This is a genomic window from Cryobacterium sp., from assembly GCF_025463825.1.
Taxonomy (GTDB): Bacteria; Actinomycetota; Actinomycetes; order Actinomycetales; family Microbacteriaceae; genus Cryobacterium.
Window position 1 is genome coordinate 1 of sequence record NZ_JAODBG010000054.1, and the last position, 20,332, is coordinate 20,332.

Sequence of the window (20,332 nt, forward strand, 5' to 3'; positions counted from 1 at the left end):
TCGATGTCGATGACCTTGACGAAGACCTCGTCGCCGACCGAAACAACCTGTTCTGCCAGCTCGACGTGCTTGCCCGAAAGCTCGGAGATGTGCACGAGGCCCTCGATGCCCTCTGCAACGCGAACGAACGCGCCGAAGGGAACAAGCTTGGTGACCTTACCCGGTGCGACCTGGCCGATTGCGTGCGTGCGGGCGAATACCTGCCACGGGTCTTCCTGCGTCGCCTTAAGCGACAGGGAGACACGCTCGCGCTCAAGGTCGACCTCAAGGATCTCGACGGTGACCTCTTGGCCAACCTCAACAACCTCCGAGGCGTGCTCGATGTGCTTCCAGCTGAGTTCGGAAACGTGAACGAGTCCGTCAACTCCGCCCAGGTCGACGAAGGCGCCGAAGTTGACGATCGATGACACGACACCCTTGCGAACCTGGCCTTTGGCCAGGTTGTTGAGGAACGTGGTGCGGCTCTCCGACTGCGTCTGCTCAAGAAGGGCGCGACGCGAAAGCACAACGTTGTTGCGGTTCGTGTCGAGCTCGAGGATCTTCGCTTCGATTTCCTGGCCGAGGTACGGCGTCAGGTCGCGAACACGGCGAAGCTCAATGAGCGAAGCGGGAAGGAAGCCGCGCAGACCGATGTCCACGATAAGTCCACCCTTGACGACCTCGATGACGGTACCGGTAACGACACCGTCTTCGTCCTTGATCTTCTCAACGTCGCCCCACGCACGCTCGTACTGAGCACGCTTCTTGGACAGAATCAGGCGGCCTTCTTTGTCTTCCTTTTGGAGGACGAGAGCTTCGACGGAATCTCCGACCTGAACTACTTCAGTCGGGTCAACGTCGTGCTTGAGGGAAAGCTCACGCGAGGGGATGACACCCTCGGTCTTGTAACCGACGTCGAGGAGGACCTCGTCGCGGTCGATCTTCACCACGGTGCCCTCGATGAGGTCTCCGTCGTTGAAGAATTTCAGGGTCTTCTCGACCGCGGCAAGGAAGTCTTCAGCAGATCCGATGTCGTTGATGGCGACCTGCTTGGGTGCCCGTTCGGTCGTTGCGATTGTCATGTAGTAGTTGCTCCAGGATGGACATATTCAGGCCAGAAGGGATGGTCGTACGATAAAAGTTCAGTTTCCGCGACTGGCAGCGGCTAATTCGTCACAAGCGTGACAGTAAAGCTTAGCTGTTTCCGGGCGCCACGGGCAACCCGCACTCCCCCGCTCCCGGATGATTTTCCGGTGCTCTGCGCGAGAGCGGTGAGGTGGCTGCTTCGGCATCGCCGAAGCAGCCACTGGGCCGCTTTCGCGGGATGGGTTAGGGGGTGAGGGCGGTGCGGAGGGTGTCCAGGCCGACGCCGCCGAGGTCGAGGGCGCGGCGGTGGAACTCCTTGATGTTGAAGGCGTCGCCCGCTCGGGCCCTCGCCTCGTCGCGCAGCTGCTCCCAGATGCGCTGGCCCACCTTGTAGGACGGCGCCTGGCCCGGCCAGCCGAGGTACCGGTTGACCTCGAACTTGACGAACCCCTCGTTCATGTTCACGTTCCGGCCGAGGTAGTCGAACGCGTAATCGGCCGTCCAGGTCTCTGAACCGCCCGGCACCTTCTTGCCCAGGTGCACGCCGATGTCCAGGACCACCCGGGCGGCACGCATCCGCTGCCCGTCGAGCATGCCGAGCCGGTCCGCCGGGTCGTCGAGGTAGCCGAGCTGCTCCATGAGTCGTTCGGCGTACAGTGCCCAACCCTCGGCGTGCCCAGAGGTACCGGCGAGCTGGCGGCGCCAGGTGTTCAGCTTCGCCCGGTTGTACACGGCCTGGCCGATCTGCAGGTGGTGGCCGGGGATTCCCTCGTGGTAGACGGTGGTCAGTTCCCGCCAGGTGTCGAACTCGGTCACGCCGACCGGCACGGACCACCACATGCGGCCCGGCCGGGAGAAGTCATCGGTGGGGCCGGTGTAGTAGATCCCGCCCTCCTGGGTGGGCGCGATCATGCACTCCAGCCGGCGGATCTCCTCGGGGATGTCGAACTGGGTCTCCCCCAGCTCGGCGACGGCCCGGTCGCTGGTCTCCTGCATCCAGTGCTGCAACGCGTCGGTGCCGTGCAACTTCCTGGCCGGGTCGGTGTCGAGGAACTCGATGGCCTCCAGCACGCTGGCACCGGGCTTGATCTGCCGGGCGGCGCTCTCCTGTTCCTGGACCATGCGGGCGAGTTCCTGGATGCCCCACTCGTACGTTTCGTCGAGGTCGATGGTGGCGCCGAGGAACCGGCGTGAGCTGAGTGCGTACAGGTCCCGGCCGATGGCGTCCTGCTCGGTGGCACGCGGGGCGAGGTCGTCGGCGAGGAACGCCGCGAGCCGCTCGTAGGCGGTGGCGGCGGAGCTGGCGCCCGCACCCAGGTCGGTGGCCAGGGAGGCCGGCAGTGAACCGCTCTCCAGCCCGGCTTCGGCGACGAAGTGGTTGAAGAACCCGTCGTTGGCGGCGTTCCGGCGAGCCTGCCCGAGCACCTCGGCCACCTGGCGGCGGGCGGGAGTGACGCCCTGCTCGATGCCCAGCCGCAACGACTGGATGTAACCGTCGATGGCGGCCGGAACGGCCTTCAGCCGGGCGGCGATGTTCTGCCAGTCGTCGACGGTGCCGGTGGGCATCAGGTCGAAGACCTCGCGGATCTCCTGCGACGGCGACGCGATCACATTGAGGTCGCGCAACTGCAGGCCTGCGGCGGAGCTCTCCAGGTCGAGGGCGAGAGTGCTGCGGAGGTCGGTGCGGGTGACGTCGTCGATCGAGTCGACGACGGGCGTGGCGTCCAGCGCGCGGATGGTCTCCGTGGCCGCCCGGACGTAGCGGGCGTGCCCGTCCGGCGAGTAGTCGGCGAACCCGGACCCGTCCTTCGACCGACCGATGTACGTGCCGACGGTCGGGTCGAGGTCGACGAGGGTGTCCACCCACTGCTCGGCGATCTGGTCGACGGGGCTTGGCGTCCGCTGTTGCTCGTGGGTTGTCATTCCCAGAGCCTAGGACACCGGTCGGGACGACAGCGGCAGACGGACCACGAGGCGCGAGCCTGAGGCGAAATCGGGGTCCACGACGATGCTCCCGCCGTGGGCCACGACGATCTGTCTGGCGATGGCCAGACCAAGCCCGCTGCCTCCACCTTCGCTCGAGCGGGCCTCGTCGATGCGCACAAATCGCTCGAAGACCCGTTCCCGGAGCGCCTGGGGGATTCCCGGGCCGTCATCTGCGACGGCCAGGACCGCGTCGCCGTCGAGTTCCTCCAGCGTGACCGTCACCAGCCCACGGCCGTGCGTGACCGCGTTGTCGAGGAGGTTGGCGACCACCCTGCCCAACTCCGCGGCAGACCCGTGCACCTGGGCGCCGGATAATCCCGACACATCGACCCGACCATCGCCGGCGTTTCGTACCCGTGCGGCCTCTGCCAGCACTATGTCATCAAGGTCGACCGGGCCCGTCGGAGTCGTGAGCGCCCCGCCGGCGCTGTCCATGCGGGCCAGGCTCAGAAGGTCGTCAACCAGGTGCTGCAGGTTCGTGGTCTCTGCGAGGACGCTCCGCTGAGTTGCAAGGACGTCGGCGGACTCGGGATGGGCGAGGTCCACTTCGATTTCAGACCGGATGCGAGCGAGGGGACTGCGCAGTTCGTGCGAGGCATCGGCCACAAAGCGTTCCTGACGAACAGCGGTCGCCTCGAGCCGGCCGAGCATCTCGTTCATCGTACGGGCCAGACGGGCGATCTCGTCGTGCGAGGCGGGCTCGGGGACCCGTCGGTCCAGCTTGCTGGCCGTGATGTCCGCCACCTCGCTGCGAATCCGCTCGACCGGCCCAAGTACCCGACCGACGAGCGTCCACACCACAACGGCGAGCAGTACGGCGGCGGAAGGGACGGCGATGAGGAGCCCCCCAGCAAGTGCCTGCACACTTTCGTTCACGTCGTCCAGCGGCGTGCCGGTATGGATTGCGGCGTCCCCGTGCCTGACGGAGTGCACCCGGTACTCCACTCCGTCCGTGCCCGGCAGGCTGTGGACGAGGATGTCGTCGTCCGATGGGGGCTTCAGTCCGCGGCCAGGAAAGGCGTAGTCCGTCGATGCGACCACCCGACCGCTGCCGTCCACCACCAGCACGAAGGCCTCCTCGTCGCCTGACCCGGGAATGACGGCGGGCAGCTGGCCGCTGTCGTATTCGTTCTCAATCGCCGCGCTCTGGCGCCCGAGCACCTCGTCGATATTCTCGATGAGGACGAGGCGCTGTGAGGCGGCAAGGGCGATTCCCGTGAGCGTCAGGACAAGCAGGACCACAACGGCAGCAACCGTCGTGATGCGGCCCCGGACGCCCCAAACCATGTCAGACGGCCCCTAGCCGGTATCCGGCACCGCGCAACGTCTCAATGGTCGCGCGGCTTGACTGGCTCTCAAGCTTTCGGCGCAGCCGACCGATGTACACCTCGACGATGTTGGGGTCACCCTCGAAGTCGTCGCTCCACACGCCGTCCAGGATCTGGTGTTTCGAAAGCACCTGGCCTGCGCGGTGGATGAGGAAAAACAACACATCGAATTCACGGGCCGTGACGACAACGGGCCGCTCTCCGACCCATACGCGGCGGGCTAGCGGTTCTATTCTGAGGTCGGCGACGCTGACGGGTGCCGGCTGCCGGGAACCGCTGCGGCGGATGAGGGCGTGCAAACGGGCGACGAGCACCGGAAACGAGAACGGCTTGACGAGGTAGTCGTCGGCGCCGGTGTCCAGAGCCTCAGCCTGGTCGAGGTCCCCGTCCTTGGCGGTGAGCATGAGGATCGGCGTCCAGTTGCCGGCCGCTCGAAGATCGGCGCAAATGAGGAAGCCGTTGCGCCCCGGCAGCATGATGTCAAGCACGATGACGTCGTAGGATCCCTCGGTCGCCCGCCAGAGTCCGTCAACGCCGTTGATTTCGACGTCCACGGTGAACCCCTCCGCGGTCAGGCCGCGGGTCACCGCTGCGGCGATCTTCACGTCGTCGTCAACCAGGAGCAGCTTCATCCGAGTCCCTTTCGTGGACTCCACACTACGACCGGGTACCGCCCAGACGACCAGCCGGCGAGCGACGGGTCGTCCGGGTCGTCCGGTGGTGGGCGGATGCTAGTCGTCGGTGGGGTTGTCCGGGGCGGCGTCGACGACGGCAAAGCCTTTATCGAGTTGCACGTCGACCTCGGTGCCGTCGTCGAGCGTGACCTCGACCTCGTAGTAACTTTCCTCATCGCCGATCTCCGTGCCGGTCACCCTGCCTTCGCCGGCGTGGGCGAGCGCCGCGGCGCTCGCCCGGTCGAACGCGGACCCGGTGATGGCGGTCTCTGGCGCGTCCTCGCCCTGGCCGTCCGCGTTCGCAGCGATGCTTCCTCCGACCAGGATGACGGCGCCGATTATGGCACCGCCCGTGACTGTGAGTCGCGATGTGCGGTTCATGGTGTCCTCCGTTTCCCACGGCGCCAGGTGCGTCGTTTTCTGGTTTGACGGTAGGCCGACGGTGCTGAACCCACACTGAACGGCCGCACGCGATTCAGCCTGGCGTCAGCCGCCGACGTTCACGCTGGATGCATCCCCATCACCGGGACCGGCCCGCCCTGGCGGCCGCGGAGAGGAAGCAGTCATGAACAAGTCTCATCGGTCGCTGTGCGCGCTCGCGATAGCCGGAATCGTGGTGGTGTCGGTCGCGTCCTGCACCGTGCAACAGCGCTCTGCGGGTGACCCGGCTGCGGCTGACCTTCCGACCGGCACCGAGCAGGTCGACCTTGACCCGGCCGACTTCTCGACGACCATCGACAATCCGTACTGGCCGATGACACCGGGAACCCGTTGGACCTACCGAGAAGACGACGGCACGGGGCGTGACCTGAACGTGACCGTCATCGTCACGACGGAGACGAAGCGGATCGCAAACGGCGTCACTGCCCGGGTCGTGCGCGACACCGTACGGTCCGGCGACGAGATCGTCGAAGACACCCTCGACTGGTACGCCCAGGACTCGGCCGGCGCGATCTGGTACCTGGGTGAAGACACGGCCGAATTCGACAACGGCACCATCATCTCGACCGGGGGGTCGTTCGAAGCCGGGGTCGACGGGGCGCTGCCCGGGATCGCCCTCCGGCCGACCCGCAGCCCGGACAGGCGTATCGCCAGGAGTACTACCGCGGCGAGGCGGAGGACAACGGTGAAATCATCAGTCTCACCGAGATGGTGGATGTTCCCTACGGGCACTTCGACGACGTCATGATGACGAAGGACACGATCACCATCGAACCGGACGTTGTCGAGTTCAAGTTCTACGCCCGAGGGGTGGGGCCGGTGCTTACCCTTGGAATCTCGGGCGGCAGCGCCCGAGAAGCGCTGGTGACGGTCGCCCAGGTGCCGGACGGCACGGGGACCGGCCCGCTCGGGAGCCCGCATTGACCTTCGCCTGCCCCCGGCGAGTACCGGCTAGTGCGCCGCGGCGTCCCAGTTGGCGCCCTTGCCCACCTGCACGTCCAGCGGCACCAGGAGCTCAGCAGCCGTCTCCATGCGAGAGGTCACCACTGCCTGCAGCGCATCCCATTCACCGGGGGCGACCTCGAAGATCAGTTCGTCGTGCACCTGGAGCATCATGCGGCTGGCCAGGTCCTGCTCGCGCAGGTCGGCGGCGATGTTGTTCATGGCGATCTTCATGAGGTCGGCCGCCGAGCCCTGGATCGGGGCGTTCAGCGCGGCGCGCTCGGCGTTGTCGCGCAGCACCCGGTTGGGGCTGTTCAGTTCGGGGAACGGCCGGCGGCGGCCGAAGATGGTGGTGGTGTAGCCGTCCACCTTGGCCTGCTCCACGACCCGGCGCAGGTAGTCCCGCACGGCGCCGAACCGGGCGAAGTAGTCGGTGATGAGCTGCTTGGCCTCGCGGGACTCGATGCGCAGCTGCTTGGACAAGCCGAAGGCGCTGAGCCCGTAGGCCAGGCCGTACGACATGGCCTTGACCTTGTTGCGCATCTCCCCGGTGACGTCCTCCGGGGCGACACCGAACACTCGGGCGCCCACGAACCGGTGCAGGTCCTCTCCCGCATTGAACGCCTCGATCAGGCCGGCGTCCTCGGACAGGTGCGCCATGATGCGCATTTCGATTTGCGAGTAGTCGGCGGTGAGCAGGCTTTCGCTGCCGGTGCCGGCGTGGAAGGCGGCGCGGATGCGTCGGCCCTCCTCGGTCCGCACCGGGATGTTCTGCAGGTTGGGATCGTTGGAAGAGATCCGACCGGTCGCCGTGCCGATCTGCACGTAGGTGGTGTGGATGCGGCCCGTGTCGTCGATGGCCTTGTCGAGGGTTTCCACGATCTGGCGCAGCTTCGTGGCGTCCCGGTGCTTGAGCAGCAGGTCGAGGAACGGGTGCGGGTTGCTGGCCTGCAGGTCGGCGAGGGCGCCGGCATCCGTGGTGAACCCGGTCTTGTTGGCGCGGGTGCGCGGCATGCCGAGCTGGTCGAAGAGCACCTCCTGCAGCTGCTTGGGTGAGCCGAGGTTCACCTCCCGGCCGATCTGGGCGTACGCGCCGGCGGCCAGCGCGGCGGAGGTCCCGGCGAGTTCGGTCGACAGTGCCGAGAGCTCGTCGTGTGACACGGCCACGCCGGCCAGTTCCATGCCGGCCAGGGTCATCAGGGTGGGCATCTCGAGGTCGGACAGCACGCTGAGCGAACCGGCGTCAAGGAGCCCCGTCAGCGTCGCGGCGAGGCGCACGGTGTACCAGGAGTCAACCGCGACGCCGCCGGCGAGGCTCTCGTCCGGCACCAGCTGGTTGGGGTCGGCGACGGGGAGGGTCTCGTCCAGGTAACGCTTGACGAGATCGGCCAGGGTCCGGTCCGGCCCGCCCGGGCGCAGCAGCCAGCCGGCCACGAGAGTGTCGATGGCGAGCCCGTCCAGGGTCAGGCCGGCGCGGGTCAGGGCCTTCACCTGCGGCTTGGCGTCGTGCATGACCTTGGGGGCTGGGCCGGCGAGCCACTCTTCGAGAGGCTGGTAGTCGGCACGGTCCGGCTGCCAGGCGACCGTCGCGGTCTCGGTGGTGGTGGCCAGCCCGAAACCGATGGGCAGGCCGTTCAGCACCTCGACGGTGACGGAGATGGCCGTGCCGGCCGTGGTCACCCGTTCCAGCCAGGTGGCGAGTTCCTCATCGAGCAGTTCCCGCTGCACCGGTGCCTTCGCGGCCTCCGGAACGACCAGGGCCGCAGGAATTGCGGCGCCGGTGACCGTGCCGGTCCCGTTGCCGTTGCCGTTGCCGTTCTCGAGCTTGATCACCCGGTCGAGCAGGGTACGGAACTCCAGTCGGCCGAAAACCTCGCGCACCGCGTCCTCGTGAATCGGCCCGCGCTCGAGGTCGGCCAGTTCGACGGGCAAGTCCAGGTCGGTGACCAGCCGGTTGAGTCGGCGGTTACGAATGGCGTTCTCCTTCTGCTCGCGCAGATTGGCGCCCACCACGCCGGTGATCTCATCGGCGTGCTCGAGGATCGCATCGAGGCTGCCGAACCGGTCCAGCCACTTCACGGCGGTTTTCTCGCCGACCTTGCTGATGCCGATCAGGTTGTCGCTGGTTTCACCGACCAGTGCGGCGATGTCCGGGTACTGCTCGGGGGCGATGCCGTATTTCTCGCGCACCTTGGCGGGGTCGTATCGGGTCAGGGCCGACACACCCTGGCTGGCGGGGTAGAGCAGTGTGACGGTGTCGTTGACCAGCTGGATGGTGTCCCGGTCGCCGGACACTACGAATACGTCGTAACCCTCGGCCGTGCCGCGCACCGAGAGGGTGGCGAGGATATCGTCGGCCTCGTAGTCGTCCTTGGTGAGGGTGGTGATGTTCAGGGCCGCCAGGGCCTCCTGCAGCAGGGGAACCTGCCCCTTAAACTCCGACGGAGTGACCGCCCTGGTGCCCTTGTACTCCGGGTAGTCGCGGGTGCGGAAGGAGTACCGGGAGATGTCGAACGCCACCGCGATATGGCTCGGATTCTCGGTGCGGAGCAGGCTCAGCAGCATCGACAGGAACCCATGGATGGCGTTGGTGTGTTGCCCGTCGTGGGTTTGGAAACTGTCGACGGGCAGGGCGTGGAAGGCCCGGTACGCCAGCGAGTGGCCATCGATGATCATCAGGGTAGGCTTCTTGGATTCCGACACAGTCCCAGCCTACAAGCCGCATTCGGATGGGCTGAGCCGAGCGCATGAGGGTGACAATGACCGACTCCGACAGGGCCGAGCCCGACACCGATTTCCTGGCCTGGACCCGGGCACGCGGCGCCGGTGACCTTGCCGACAAGATGGGCATCGAGTTCACCGAATTCAGCCTCGAACGCGCTGTGGCGCGGATGCCCGTCGAGGGCAACACGCAACCCGCGATGCTTTTGCACGGCGGTGCCTACGTGGTCATGGGCGAGTCGCTCGGGTCGATGTCGGCGAACCTGCACGCCGGCCCCGGCAAGCTCGCCGTCGGCATTGAGATCAACGCCAGCCACACCGGCTCGGCCACCTCCGGGTACGTCACCGCGGTGTGCACGCCGATCCACCTGGGTCGCACGCTGACCACCCATGAGATCGTCGTCACCGACGACCGGGGTCGCCGCTGCTCGACGATCCGCATCACCAACCTGATCCTGGACCGGCCGGACACTGCCTGACGGGCTCCCGGACGACGAAAAAGCGGGCCCCTTTCGGACCCGCTTTTTTCGTGACGAGAGGGGCTCGGCCCCGGCCGGACCGGGCGCTGGCGGACTACTTCTTCGCGGAGAGCTGCTCGATGATCGCCTGCGCGACATCGTGCATGGTCAGGCGGCGGTCCATGGACGCCTTCTGGATCCAACGGAATGCCTCGGGTTCGGTCAGGCCCATCTTCTCGTTGAGCAGGCCCTTGGCCCGGTCCACGAGCTTGCGGGTCTCGAAACGCTCGACGAGGTCGGCAACCTCAGCCTCGAGCGTGATGATCTGGCTGTAGCGCGAGAGAGCGATCTCGATCGCTGGCAGCAGGTCGTTCGGGGTGAAGGGCTTGACCACATAGGCCAGGGCGCCGGCCTCGCTGGCGCGTTCGACGAGTTCCTTCTGGCTGAATGCGGTGAGAAGCACGACCGGGGCGATGTGCGCCTTGGTGATGCGCTCCGCCGCGGAGATACCGTCGAGGTGGGGCATCTTGACGTCCATGATCACCAGGTCGGGGCGGAGCTCCGTGGCGAGGGCCACGGCGGTCTCGCCGTCGCCGGCTTCGCCAACCACCTCGAATCCGTTGTCTCGGAGAATCTCGACGATGTCGAGCCTGATGAGGGATTCATCCTCCGCTACGACGACGCGGCGGGGGGGTGCTGGAGTTGTCTCTTGGTCGGTCACAGCCAAAAGCCTACGGTATTCTGGTGCAGGTGTTGTGAGCCGGTGTGGCGGAATGGCAGACGCGGAGCACTCAAAATGCTTTGTTCGAGAGGACGTGTGGGTTCGAGTCCCACCACCGGTACCACGTCATCGCACGCCCGTCGCCGGGAAATCCCGGCGGCGGGCGTGCGGTGTTTTCGCTTCGATGCCGGGTTGGCACTCCCCCGGACGCCGTGAGCGGGCATCCAGCAGCCGCACACGCCGCTCTCAGCGCACGGACCCGCCCGGGCGGGTCGAGGGGTAGGCATCGGCGCGCACCAGCGCCCAACGGCTTTGCACGGCTCGTCGGCGCGGTCAGGTCGCACACGACAACGGCCCCGCAGATTTCCCTGCGGGGCCGATGTGGATGTGGAGCTGTCGTGCTTACGCCTGGGCGTAGGCCGGTGCGACACCGTTGTGGGCGTCACCGATGCGGTGAACCCGGATGTCGTTCGTGGAACCGGCGATTCCGGGAGGGGAACCGGAGATCACAACGACCTTGTCGCCAATTTCGGCCAGGCCCTGGCCGAGCAGGATGTCGTCGACCTGACCGAACATGGAGTCGGTGTGGGTCACGCGGTCGACCAGGTACGTCTGCACGCCCCAGGTCAGCGCGAGGCGACGGCGGATGCCGGGCTCGGGCGTGAACGCCAGCATCGGGATCGAGGAGCGCAGGCGCGCCATCCGGCGAGCGGAGTCGCCGGATTCGGTGAAGATGCAGAGGTACTTCGCCTCGACGAACTCGGCGACCTCGATGGCGGCCAGCGTGATGGCGCCGCCCTGGGTGCGCGGCTTGTTCGTGAGCGGAGCGATCCGCTCCAGGCCGTGCTCTTCGGTGGACTTCACGATGCGGGCCATCGTCTGGACGGTGACCACCGGGTACTCGCCGACGCTGGTCTCGCCGCTGAGCATGACCGCGTCGGCACCGTCGAGGACGGCGTTGGCGACGTCGGACGTCTCCGCGCGCGTCGGAACGGGGCTGTGGATCATCGATTCGAGCATCTGCGTTGCCACGATGACGGGCTTGGCCATGCGACGGGCCAGTTCGACGGCCTGCTTCTGCACGATCGGCACGGCTTCGAGCGGGAGCTCGACGCCGAGGTCACCACGGGCGACCATGATCGCGTCGAAGGCATCGACGATGCCCTCGAGGGCCTCAACGGCCTGCGGCTTCTCGATCTTGGCGATGACGGGAACCTTGCGGCCCTCTTCGGCCATGATCTCGTGCACCCGGTCGATGTCGGCCGCGTTGCGCACGAAGGACAGCGCAATGAGGTCGGTGCCGAGGCGGAGGCCCCAACGCAGGTCTGCCTCATCCTTTTCGCTGAGGGCGGGCACGTTGACCGCAACACCGGGCAGGTTGATGCCCTTGTTGTTCGACACCGGGCCGGCGACGATGACCTTGGTGGTCACGACGGTGCCGTCGGTTTCGACGACCTCGACCTTCACCTTGCCGTCGTCGATGAGGAGGAAGTCGCCGGGCTTGACGTCGTTGGGCAGGCCCTTGTAGGTCGTGCCGGAGAGCTCCTTGGTGCCGAGGATGTCCTCGGTGGTGATCTTGAAGATGTCGCCGACGGCGAGGTCGTACGGACCGCCCTCGAACTTGCCGAGGCGGATCTTCGGGCCCTGCAGGTCGACCATGACCGCGACGGCGCGGCCCGAGTCATTCGCCGCCTTGCGGATGTTGGCGTAGACACTCTCGTGCACGGTGTAGTCACCGTGGCTCAGGTTCATCCGGCAGACGTCAACGCCGGCGTCGATGATGGCCCGGATCTGCTCGTAGCTGGATGCTGCCGGCCCGAGGGTGGCGACGATTTTCGCGCGTCTCATTCTGGTGGATCTCCGGTTTCCGCGCCGGTGTGGCGCATTGGTGCGTTCGGTTGGGTGGAGAGAATGGGCAGCGGAATCCAGTTCGTTCGCTCAGATGGCAAACGAATGATCCGTCGGCTTCACCGGGGCGGGCAGTTGAGTCTCGCCTTCGAGAAACCGATCGACGGCTGCCGCGGCAGCGCGTCCTTCGGCGATCGCCCATACGATGAGCGACTGACCTCGGCCTGCATCTCCGGCTGCGAACACGCCCTCGTGGCTGGTCTGGTAATCACTATCACGCACGACATTACTCCGGTCGTCGAGCGGCACGTGCAGATCATGGGTCAGCTCGGCGCTGTCGGGACCCGTGAAACCCAGTGCCAGTAACACCAGATCGGCGGGAATTTCTCTTTCGGTTCCGGCCTTGGGGACACGCCGGCCGTCGAGGTATTCGGTCTCGGCGACGCGGATAGCGCGCACCTCACCGGCGTCGTTGGCCAGGAATTCGATGGTCGACGCCAGGTACTGGCGCACGCCGCCCTCTTCGTGGGCGCTGGAGACCTCGAACAGGGTCGGTGACATCGGCCAGGGCTGGTGCTCAGGGCGGGTGTCGCCCGGCTGCTTGCCGATGGCGAGGTTGGTCACCGACGCGGCGAGCTGGCGGTGGGCGGTTCCGATGCAGTCGGCTCCGGTGTCGCCGCCGCCGAGGACCACGACGTGCTTGCCCTCTGCGACGATCTGGTTGTCGACGGTGTCGCCGGCGCCGACCTTGTTCTGCTGGACCAGGTACTCCATGGCGAAGTGCACGCCGGGCAGGTCCCTGCCGGGGATCGGCAGGTCGCGGGGCACCATGGCGCCCGTGGCCACGACCACGGCGTCATACCGGGCACGCAGGTCGGTCCAGGTGATGTCGACGCCGATGTTCACACCGGCGCGGAACCGGGTGCCCTCAGCGGTCATCTGGGCCAGACGGGCGTCGAGGTGCTTCTTCTCCATCTTGAAGTCCGGGATGCCGTAGCGCAGCAGGCCGCCGATGCGGTCGTCGCGTTCGAAGACGGCCACGGTGTGGCCGGCCCGGGTGAGCTGTTGGGCGGCGGCGAGTCCGGCAGGGCCGGAGCCGACGACGGCGACGGTCTTGCCGGTGAGCCGGCCGGGCGGCTGCGGGGTGACCCAGCCCTCGGCGAAGGCCTGGTCGATGATGGACACCTCGACCTGCTTGATCGTCACGGGGGGCTGGTTGATCCCCAGCACGCAGGCCGATTCGCACGGCGCCGGGCAGAGCCGGCCGGTGAACTCGGGGAAGTTGTTGGTCGCGTGCAGGCGTTCGATGGCCTGCCGGCCCTCGTCACGCCAGGTCAGGTCGTTCCACTCCGGGATCAGGTTGCCCAGCGGGCAGCCCTGGTGGCAGAACGGGACGCCGCAGTCCATGCAGCGGCCGGCCTGACGCTTGAGCACGGCGGAATCGCCGGCCTCGTAGACCTCCTTCCAGTCCATCAGACGGATGGATACCGGACGCCGGGGCGGGAGTTCCCGATCCGTGGTCTTCAGGAATCCTTTCGGGTCAGCCATTGGTTACCTCCAAGATGCGGTTCCAGACCACATCGCCGTCGGGGTCGAGCCCCTCGGCGACAGCGCTCTGCCTGGTTGCCAGGACGGCCGCGTAGTCCCGCGGCAGTACCTTGACGAAGTTCTTCATTGTGGTGTCGCGGTCGGCGAGCAATCGCGCCGCTACGGCGGAATCGGTCTGCGCGAGGTGCTGCTCGAGCAGGTCGCCGACGATTTCGATGTCGGCGCTGCCGAGGGCCAGGAGCGAGAGCTCTCCCGATTCGAGGGAGTCCCGGTTCACCAGGTCGGCCTGCAGCCCGTAGACGTATGCGGTGCCGCCGGACATGCCGGCGCCGAGGTTCCGGCCGGTGGCGCCGAGGATCACGGCGAGCCCGCCGGTCATGTACTCGAGGGCGTGGTCGCCCACGCCTTCCACCACGGCTGTTGCGCCGGAGTTGCGCACCAGGAAACGTTCACCCACGATGCCGCGGATGAACATGCTGCCCAGTGTCGCACCGTAGCCGATCACGTTGCCCGCGATGACGTTGTCCTCCGCGGTGAAGGTGCTGGTGCGGTCGGGGCGCACGATGATCTGTCCGCCGGAGAGGCCCTTGCCGACGTAGTCGTTCGAGTCGCCCTCCAGGCGCAGGGTGATGCCGCTGGGCAGGAACGCGCCGAAGGACTGCCCGGCGGACCCGGTCAGGGTCACGTCGATGGAACCGGCCGGCAGGCCGTTCTCGCCGTGCCGCAGGGTCACCTCGTGGCCGAGCATGGTGCCGACGGCGCGCTCGGTGTTGCGGATGGGCAGCGCGATCTTCACCTCGCCGCCGTGCTCGAGGACGCTGGTGCTTTGCCGGATGAGCTCGTTGTCAAAGTGCTTGTCGAGTTCGTGCTCCTGGCCGCGGTGGGCGTGGCGAGGCTCGCCGGCGGAGAAGTCCGGGCCCACCAGGATCGGCGCCAGGTTGAGTCCGGATGCCTTCCAGTGGTTCAGCGCGCCGTTCACGTTCAGCACTTCCTTGCGCCCGGTGGCCTCTTCGAGGCTGCGGAAACCGAGCTCGGCGAGGTACTCCCGCACCTCCTGGGCGATGAACTCGAAGAAGTTCACGACGTAGTCGGCCTTGCCGCTGAAGCGCGCCCGCAGCTCAGGATTCTGGGTGGCGACGCCCACGGGGCAGGTGTCCAGGTGGCAGACGCGCATCATGATGCAGCCCTCAACGATGAGCGGGGCGGTCGCGAAACCGAACTCCTCCGCGCCGAGCAGTGCGCCGATGATGACGTCCCTGCCAGTCTTGAGCTGGCCGTCGACCTGCAACACCACCCGGTCGCGCATGCCGTTGAGCATGAGCGTCTGCTGGGTCTCGGCGAGGCCGAGCTCCCAGGGGGTACCGGCATGCTTGAGCGAGTTGAGCGGACTGGCGCCGGTGCCACCGTCGTGCCCGGAGACCAGGATCACGTCGGAGAGCGCCTTGGCGACGCCGGCAGCGACGGCACCGATACCGGACTGGCTGACCAGTTTGGTGTGGATGCGCGCGCTCGGATTGGCCCGCTTGAGGTCGAAGATCAGCTGCTTGAGGTCCTCGATGGAGTAGATGTCGTGGTGCGGGGGCGGGGAGATCAGACCGACACCGGCGGTCGCGTGCCGGGTGCGGGCCACCCACGGGTACACCTTCGTCGGCGGCAGCTGGCCGCCCTCACCGGGCTTGGCGCCCTGGGCGAGTTTGATCTGGATGTCGTCGGCGTGGGTGAGGTACATGCTGGTGACGCCGAACCGGCCGGAGGCGACCTGCTTAACGGCGCTACGCCTGGTCGGGTCGAGCAACCGGTCCAGGTCTTCGCCGCCCTCACCGGTGTTGGACTTGCCGCCCAACCGGTTCATGGCTATGGCCAGGGTCTCGTGCGCCTCCTGCGAGATGGAGCCGTAGCTCATCGCGCCGGTGGAGAACTTCTTCACGATCGAGGCGACGGACTCGACCTCGTCGATCGGCACGGGCTTGCGGGCGCCGGCGTTGAACGCGAACATTCCGCGCAGGGTCATCAGGCTCTCCGACTGGTCGTCGACGAGCTTGGTGTACTCCTTGAAGATGTCGTAGCGGCGCGTGCGGGTGGAGTGCTGCAACCGGAAGATGGTTTCCGGGTTGAACAGGTGCGGGGTGCCGCCCCGGCGCCACTGGTACTCGCCGCCGGTGGCGAGGCGTTCGTGCGCGGTGACGGCGGCATCCGACGGGTAGGCGCCGGCGTGCCGTTCGAGGTTCTCCGCGGCGATCACGTCGATGCCGACGCCGCCGAGCTTGCTCGTGGTGCCGGTGAAGTACTGGTCGATGAACGCCTGGCTCAGCCCGACCGCTTCGAAGGTCTGCGCGCCGGCGTAGGAGGACACCGTGGAGATACCCATTTTGGACATGATCTTGAGCACGCCCTTGCCGAGCGCCTTGATCACGTTCTTCACTGCCTTCTCGGGCGTGACGTTGGTGATGAAGCCGCTGCGCACGAGGTCCTCGCAGCTTTCCATCGCGAGGTACGGGTTGACCGCGCTGGCGCCGTAGCCGATCAGGAGAGCCACGTGGTGCACCTCGCGCACATCGCCGGCCTCGACCACGATGCCGACCTTGAGGCGGTTCTCGGTGCGGATGAGGTGGTGGTGCACGGCCGCGATCATCAGCAGCGACGGGATCGGCGCCAGGTCCTTGGTGCTGTCCCGGTCGCTCAGCACGATGAACATCGCGCCGGCCTCGATCGCCGCGTCGACCTCGTGGCACATCTCCTCGATGCGTGCCGAGAGTGCGCCGGGGCCTTCGTCGAACCGGTACAGGCCGCGGATGGTGGTGGTGGTGCGGCTGCCGGGCGAGGTGTCGATGTGCTGGATCTTGGCCAGTTCGTCGTTGTCGATCACCGGGAAGTCGAGGACCACCTGGCGGGCGTGCTCTGGGCCTGCGGCGAGCAGGTTGAGTTCGGGACCGAGACCGAGCTTGAGGCTGGTGACCACTTCCTCGCGGATCGAGTCCAGCGGCGGGTTGGTCACCTGGGCGAACTGCTGGGTGAAGTAGTCGAAGAGCAGCCGGGGGCGTTCGCTGAGCACGGCGATGGGCGTGTCGCTGCCCATCGCGCCGAGCGGTTCCGCTCCGATACGCGCCATCGGGGCGAGCAGGATGCGCACTTCTTCCTCGGTGTAACCGAAAGTGCGCTGGCGGCGCACCACGGATGCCGGCGGGTGCACGATGTGCTCCCGCTCCGGCAGGTCCTTGAGGTTGATCCGGCCGGCGTCCAGCCAGGAACCCCAGGGTTCGCTGGCGGCGAGCTCGCCCTTGATTTCCTCGTCTTCGATGAGCCGCCCGGCCTCGGTGTCGACGAGGAACATCTTGCCGGGCTGCAGGCGGCCCTTCCGCACGACGCGGGCCGGGTCGACGTCCAGGACGCCGATCTCGCTGGCGAGCACGACGAGGCCGTCGTCGGTGATGACGTAGCGGCCGGGGCGCAGGCCGTTGCGGTCCAGCGTGGCGCCGACGAGGGTGCCGTCGGTGAACACGATCGCGGCGGGGCCGTCCCACGGTTCCATGAGCATGGAGTGGTACTCGTAGAACGCGCGCCGGTCGCGGTCGAGGCCGGGCTGGTTCTCCCAGGCCTCCGGCACCATCATCATCACGGCGTGCGGCAGCGACCGGCCGGACAGGCTGAGGAGCTCGACGACCTCGTCAAAGGACGCGGAGTCGCTGGCGCCGGGAGTGACGATCGGGAACAACGGTCCGAGGTCGCCGAGCAGCTCGGATTCGAGCTGCGACTGGCGCGCGCGCATCCAGTTGCGGTTGCCCTGCACGGTGTTGATCTCGCCGTTGTGCGCGATCATGCGGAACGGCTGGGCCAGCGGCCAGGACGGGAAGGTGTTGGTGGAGTAGCGGGAGTGCACCAGGGCCAGCTTCGAGGTGAAGCGCTCGTCGGAGAGATCCGGGTAGAACGGCTCCAGCTGCAGCGTGGTGACCATGCCCTTATAGACGATGGTGCGGCAGGACAGCGACGCGAAGTAGGTGTCCAATTCGCGCTCGGCGCGCTTCCGCAACCGAACGGCCTGGCGGTCCAGGTGGATACCGTTCACCGGCAGCCCGTCTTCGCCGAGCTGGGTGCTCGAGACGTACAGCTGCTGGATAGCGGGCATCGCGGCGCGGGCGAGGTTGCCGACCTCGTCGGGACGCACGGGTACCTCGCGCCAGCCGAGCACGGTCAGGCTCTCTTCGCGGGCGATCGCCTCGATCGCGCCCTTGACGGCGCTGCGGCCGGTGGGCTCGGTGGGCAGGAACACGTTGCCGACGGCGTAGCGGCCGGCTTCGGGCAGGTTGAACGTCGAGACCGCGCGGAGGAACTCGTCGGGAATCTGGGTGACGATGCCGGCGCCGTCTCCGGTGCCCGCGTCGCTTCCGACGGCGCCGCGGTGCTCCAGGTTGCGGAGTGCGTCGAGCGCCCGCGTAATGATGTCGTGTCCGGCCGTTCCCCGCAGGGTGGCGACCATGGCGAGACCACAGGCGTCGCGCTCGTCGTGCGGGTTGTAGAGACCCTGGGCGTCGGGCACACTACTGAACCGCGAGAAGAGTGGTTGCTGGGTCATTAGACCGTCCTCACAAAAATGACTGGCAGGTGGGGACGACATTGGCCCGCAGGAAGGAATACCGGCCGCCCGGTAATGGGGGCGGAGACCGTGGACCGGGTGGGATGACCGCGGCTAGGGGCGGGAGTCGGGTGTGCTTGTGGCGTCGACCTCGCGTGATTCAACGGGTTCAGCAGCCTCATTGCCGTGATCCTCAGGTTCGGAATCGGTTTCACCAGATTCTACCTCAGGGTCGACCGGCTTCCACTCGCGACCCGGCAGATACGGGCTGAGCTCGACACCGGTGTGCCTGCGGCTCTGCACGATGATGATGACCAGTCCGAGGACCACGGCGAGCAGAGCCGCCCACACGTTGGTGCGCAGGCCAAGGAAGATCTCGCTCGGGTCGACTCGGATGGACTCGAAAACGCTGCGGCCGGCGCCGTACCAGATCAGGTAGGCGCCGAAGGCTGTGCCCCAGCGCAGGCGGAACTTGCGCTCGAGGATCAGGATCACGGCGACGCCGACGAGGTTCCAGACGATCTCGTAGAGGAACGTCGGGTGGAACAGGGTGCCGGCCGGCAGGCCGACCGGGAACGCGGCATTGGTGGTCTCGATCTCGAGGCCCCACGGCAGGGTGGTCGGCACGCCGAACAGTTCGTGGTTGAACCAGTTGCCGAGGCGTCCCATGGCCTGGGCGAGCAGCAGTGCGGGCGCCAGCGCATCCGCGAAGGACCAGAACCGGACTCCGGCCCGGCGGCAACCGATGTACGCGCCGATGCCGCCGCCGATCAAGGCACCGAAGATCGCGATGCCGCCCTTCCAGACCGCGAAGACGTCCCAGAGGTTCGCTCCGTCGTAGAAGTAGTCACCGGGATGCGTCAGGACGTGGAAGATCCGCGCTCCGACGATGCCCAGCGGCACCGCCCAGAGGATGATGTCCAGCACCACGCCCGGCTCGGCACCGCGCTTGGTGAGCCGGCGGCTGGTGACCGCGGTGGCCAGGAAGATACCGATCAGGATGCAGATCGCATAGGCGTGGATGCGGAACGGCCCGAGGTCGAAGAAGCTCCACTCAGGGCTCGGAATGCTCAGGGGAAACGACACGACAACAACCTTTCATCGTGGCGCGTGCGCCACCTCCGAGCCGGTCGGTCGACCGCCTCGGACAATTTACCCTATTCGGGAGGGGGGGTACGGGAGGAGCACTCGGGAGGAGTACTCGGAAGGGCTACAGAGCCGCGCGGATGTCGCGGGCCCCTGCGGCGAGTTCGGCCGCGAGGGTCGCGACGGCGGGGACTCCCCCGTCGGCGAGTGCCTTGACCAGTGCCGAGCCGACAATGGCGCCGTCGGCATACTCAAGGACCTCTCGCACCTGGGCGGGAGTGGAGATACCCAGGCCGACGCAGGCGCTGGTTGAGCCGGCGGCCCGCAGCCGGGCGACCAGCACCCGGGCGGCGGAGTCGACGTCGGTCCTGGCGCCGGTGATACCCATCGTGGACACGGCGTAGACGAAGCCGCGGCTCTGGGTGACGGCCTGCACAAGACGATCGTCGGACGAGGACGGAGCGGCCAGGAAGACCCGGTCAAGGCCCGCCCGCCCGCTGGCGGACAGCCACGCGTCGGCGTCGTCGGGGATCAGGTCCGGTGTGATCAGCCCGGCTCCCCCGGCGGCGGCCAGGTCGTCGGCAAACCTGTCGACGCCGTACTGCAGCACCGGGTTCCAGTAGGTCATGATCAGTACGGGGGTCTTCACCTGCGCTGTGATCGCGGCGACGGCCTCGAAACCATGGCGAAGCCGGAAGCCGTTGGCCAGGGCCTGCTGGGTCGCGGCCTGGATGACGGGGCCGTCCATGACGGGATCGGAGTACGGCAGGCCCAGCTCGATGATGTCCACGCCGCTGTTCGCGATCGCGACCGCCGCGTCGATGCTCTCGGTGAGGGTGGGGAATCCGACCGGCAGGTAGCCGATCAGGGCGCCGCCGCCGGCATCCCGCCGGGCGGCGATGGTCGCCTCGACGGTGCTGACGGTATGGCCGGTGGTGCTCGTG

Annotated in this window: 15 protein-coding genes and 1 tRNA gene; 4 read left to right on the plus strand and 12 right to left on the minus strand. The window is 67.2% G+C overall.

The window, feature by feature from the left end; genetic code table 11:
• The 5 genes from rpsA to JWP54_RS06450 all read right to left on the minus strand — a co-directional run.
• On the minus strand, positions 1-1,061 hold a 1,061-nt coding region (gene rpsA / locus JWP54_RS06430; RefSeq protein ID WP_297369027.1), incomplete at its 3' end, for a 30S ribosomal protein S1.
• Between the two features lie 247 nt (positions 1,062-1,308).
• Entirely contained in the window at positions 1,309-2,988 is a 1,680-nt protein-coding gene (locus JWP54_RS06435; protein ID WP_297369030.1) for a DUF885 domain-containing protein, read from the minus strand.
• Between the two features lie 9 nt (positions 2,989-2,997).
• Positions 2,998-4,338, minus strand: coding sequence for a cell wall metabolism sensor histidine kinase WalK (locus tag JWP54_RS06440; protein WP_297369033.1), 1,341 nt, complete (start codon positions 4,336-4,338; stop codon positions 2,998-3,000).
• A 1-nt stretch (position 4,339) separates the two neighbouring features.
• A complete protein-coding gene (locus JWP54_RS06445) occupies positions 4,340-5,011 on the minus strand; it encodes a response regulator transcription factor (RefSeq protein ID WP_297369036.1) in 672 nt (223 codons plus the stop codon).
• A gap of 99 nt (positions 5,012-5,110) precedes the next feature.
• On the minus strand, positions 5,111-5,434 hold the full coding sequence (locus tag JWP54_RS06450) for a hypothetical protein (protein WP_297369040.1): 324 nt from the start codon (positions 5,432-5,434) through the stop codon (positions 5,111-5,113).
• A 184-nt stretch (positions 5,435-5,618) separates the two neighbouring features.
• Between JWP54_RS06450 and JWP54_RS06455 the strand changes: the two genes are divergently transcribed.
• Together JWP54_RS06455 and JWP54_RS06460 are read left to right on the plus strand one after the other, a co-directional pair.
• Positions 5,619-6,242 (plus strand): hypothetical protein, encoded by a 624-nt coding sequence (locus JWP54_RS06455; RefSeq protein ID WP_297369043.1) that lies wholly within the window; start codon positions 5,619-5,621, stop codon positions 6,240-6,242.
• Positions 6,203-6,418: a hypothetical protein gene (locus JWP54_RS06460; protein ID WP_297369047.1), complete on the plus strand. Its 216-nt coding sequence runs from the start codon at positions 6,203-6,205 to the stop codon at positions 6,416-6,418. Before JWP54_RS06455 ends, JWP54_RS06460 begins: the two co-directional genes overlap by 40 nt.
• Before the next feature lie 27 nt (positions 6,419-6,445).
• Here the strand turns inward: JWP54_RS06460 and polA are convergent, their stop codons facing one another.
• Complete coding sequence (gene polA / locus JWP54_RS06465; RefSeq protein WP_297369051.1) at positions 6,446-9,139, minus strand: DNA polymerase I; 2,694 nt, start codon at positions 9,137-9,139, stop codon at positions 6,446-6,448.
• 56 nt (positions 9,140-9,195) lie between these two features.
• Here polA and JWP54_RS06470 point away from each other — a divergent pair, with 56 nt between their 5' ends.
• Positions 9,196-9,636 (plus strand): hotdog fold thioesterase, encoded by a 441-nt coding sequence (locus tag JWP54_RS06470; RefSeq protein ID WP_297369054.1) that lies wholly within the window; start codon positions 9,196-9,198, stop codon positions 9,634-9,636.
• 94 nt (positions 9,637-9,730) lie between these two features.
• Here the strand turns inward: JWP54_RS06470 and JWP54_RS06475 are convergent, their stop codons facing one another.
• Entirely contained in the window at positions 9,731-10,336 is a 606-nt protein-coding gene (locus tag JWP54_RS06475; RefSeq protein WP_110127353.1) for a response regulator, read from the minus strand.
• A gap of 38 nt (positions 10,337-10,374) precedes the next feature.
• Here JWP54_RS06475 and JWP54_RS06480 point away from each other — a divergent pair.
• A tRNA-Leu gene (locus JWP54_RS06480) sits at positions 10,375-10,460 on the plus strand.
• Between the two features lie 278 nt (positions 10,461-10,738).
• Here JWP54_RS06480 and pyk read toward each other — a convergent pair.
• From pyk to trpA, 5 genes are all read right to left on the minus strand, one after another.
• Positions 10,739-12,184 (minus strand): pyruvate kinase, encoded by a 1,446-nt coding sequence (gene pyk / locus JWP54_RS06485; protein WP_297369062.1) that lies wholly within the window; start codon positions 12,182-12,184, stop codon positions 10,739-10,741.
• 90 nt (positions 12,185-12,274) lie between these two features.
• Entirely contained in the window at positions 12,275-13,732 is a 1,458-nt protein-coding gene (locus tag JWP54_RS06490) for a glutamate synthase subunit beta (RefSeq protein ID WP_297369065.1), read from the minus strand.
• Positions 13,725-18,302, minus strand: a complete 4,578-nt coding sequence (gene gltB, locus JWP54_RS06495; protein ID WP_297369069.1) for a glutamate synthase large subunit — start codon at positions 18,300-18,302, stop codon at positions 13,725-13,727. Before gltB ends, JWP54_RS06490 begins: the two co-directional genes overlap by 8 nt.
• A gap of 114 nt (positions 18,303-18,416) precedes the next feature.
• Positions 18,417-19,388, minus strand: coding sequence for a prolipoprotein diacylglyceryl transferase (gene lgt, locus JWP54_RS06500; protein WP_297369073.1), 972 nt, complete (start codon positions 19,386-19,388; stop codon positions 18,417-18,419).
• A 124-nt stretch (positions 19,389-19,512) separates the two neighbouring features.
• Positions 19,513-20,289, minus strand: a complete 777-nt coding sequence (gene trpA, locus JWP54_RS06505) for a tryptophan synthase subunit alpha (RefSeq protein WP_297369108.1) — start codon at positions 20,287-20,289, stop codon at positions 19,513-19,515.
• Positions 20,290-20,332 lie beyond the last annotated feature (43 nt).

Excerpts from the sequence above, each read along its gene's own strand:
- JWP54_RS06435 (WP_297369030.1), bottom strand. The coding sequence starts at position 2,988 with ATGACAACCCACGAGCAACAGCGGACGCCAAGCCCCGTCGACCAGATC.
- JWP54_RS06440 (WP_297369033.1), bottom strand. The coding sequence starts at position 4,338 with ATGGTTTGGGGCGTCCGGGGCCGCATCACGACGGTTGCTGCCGTTGTG.
- JWP54_RS06445 (WP_297369036.1), bottom strand. The coding sequence starts at position 5,011 with ATGAAGCTGCTCCTGGTTGACGACGACGTGAAGATCGCCGCAGCGGTG.
- JWP54_RS06450 (WP_297369040.1), bottom strand. The coding sequence starts at position 5,434 with ATGAACCGCACATCGCGACTCACAGTCACGGGCGGTGCCATAATCGGC.
- JWP54_RS06455 (WP_297369043.1), top strand. The coding sequence starts at position 5,619 with ATGAACAAGTCTCATCGGTCGCTGTGCGCGCTCGCGATAGCCGGAATC.
- JWP54_RS06460 (WP_297369047.1), top strand. The coding sequence starts at position 6,203 with ATGGTGGATGTTCCCTACGGGCACTTCGACGACGTCATGATGACGAAG.
- JWP54_RS06470 (WP_297369054.1), top strand. The coding sequence starts at position 9,196 with ATGACCGACTCCGACAGGGCCGAGCCCGACACCGATTTCCTGGCCTGG.
- pyk (WP_297369062.1), bottom strand. The coding sequence starts at position 12,184 with ATGAGACGCGCGAAAATCGTCGCCACCCTCGGGCCGGCAGCATCCAGC.
- JWP54_RS06490 (WP_297369065.1), bottom strand. The coding sequence starts at position 13,732 with ATGGCTGACCCGAAAGGATTCCTGAAGACCACGGATCGGGAACTCCCG.
- gltB (WP_297369069.1), bottom strand. The coding sequence starts at position 18,302 with ATGACCCAGCAACCACTCTTCTCGCGGTTCAGTAGTGTGCCCGACGCC.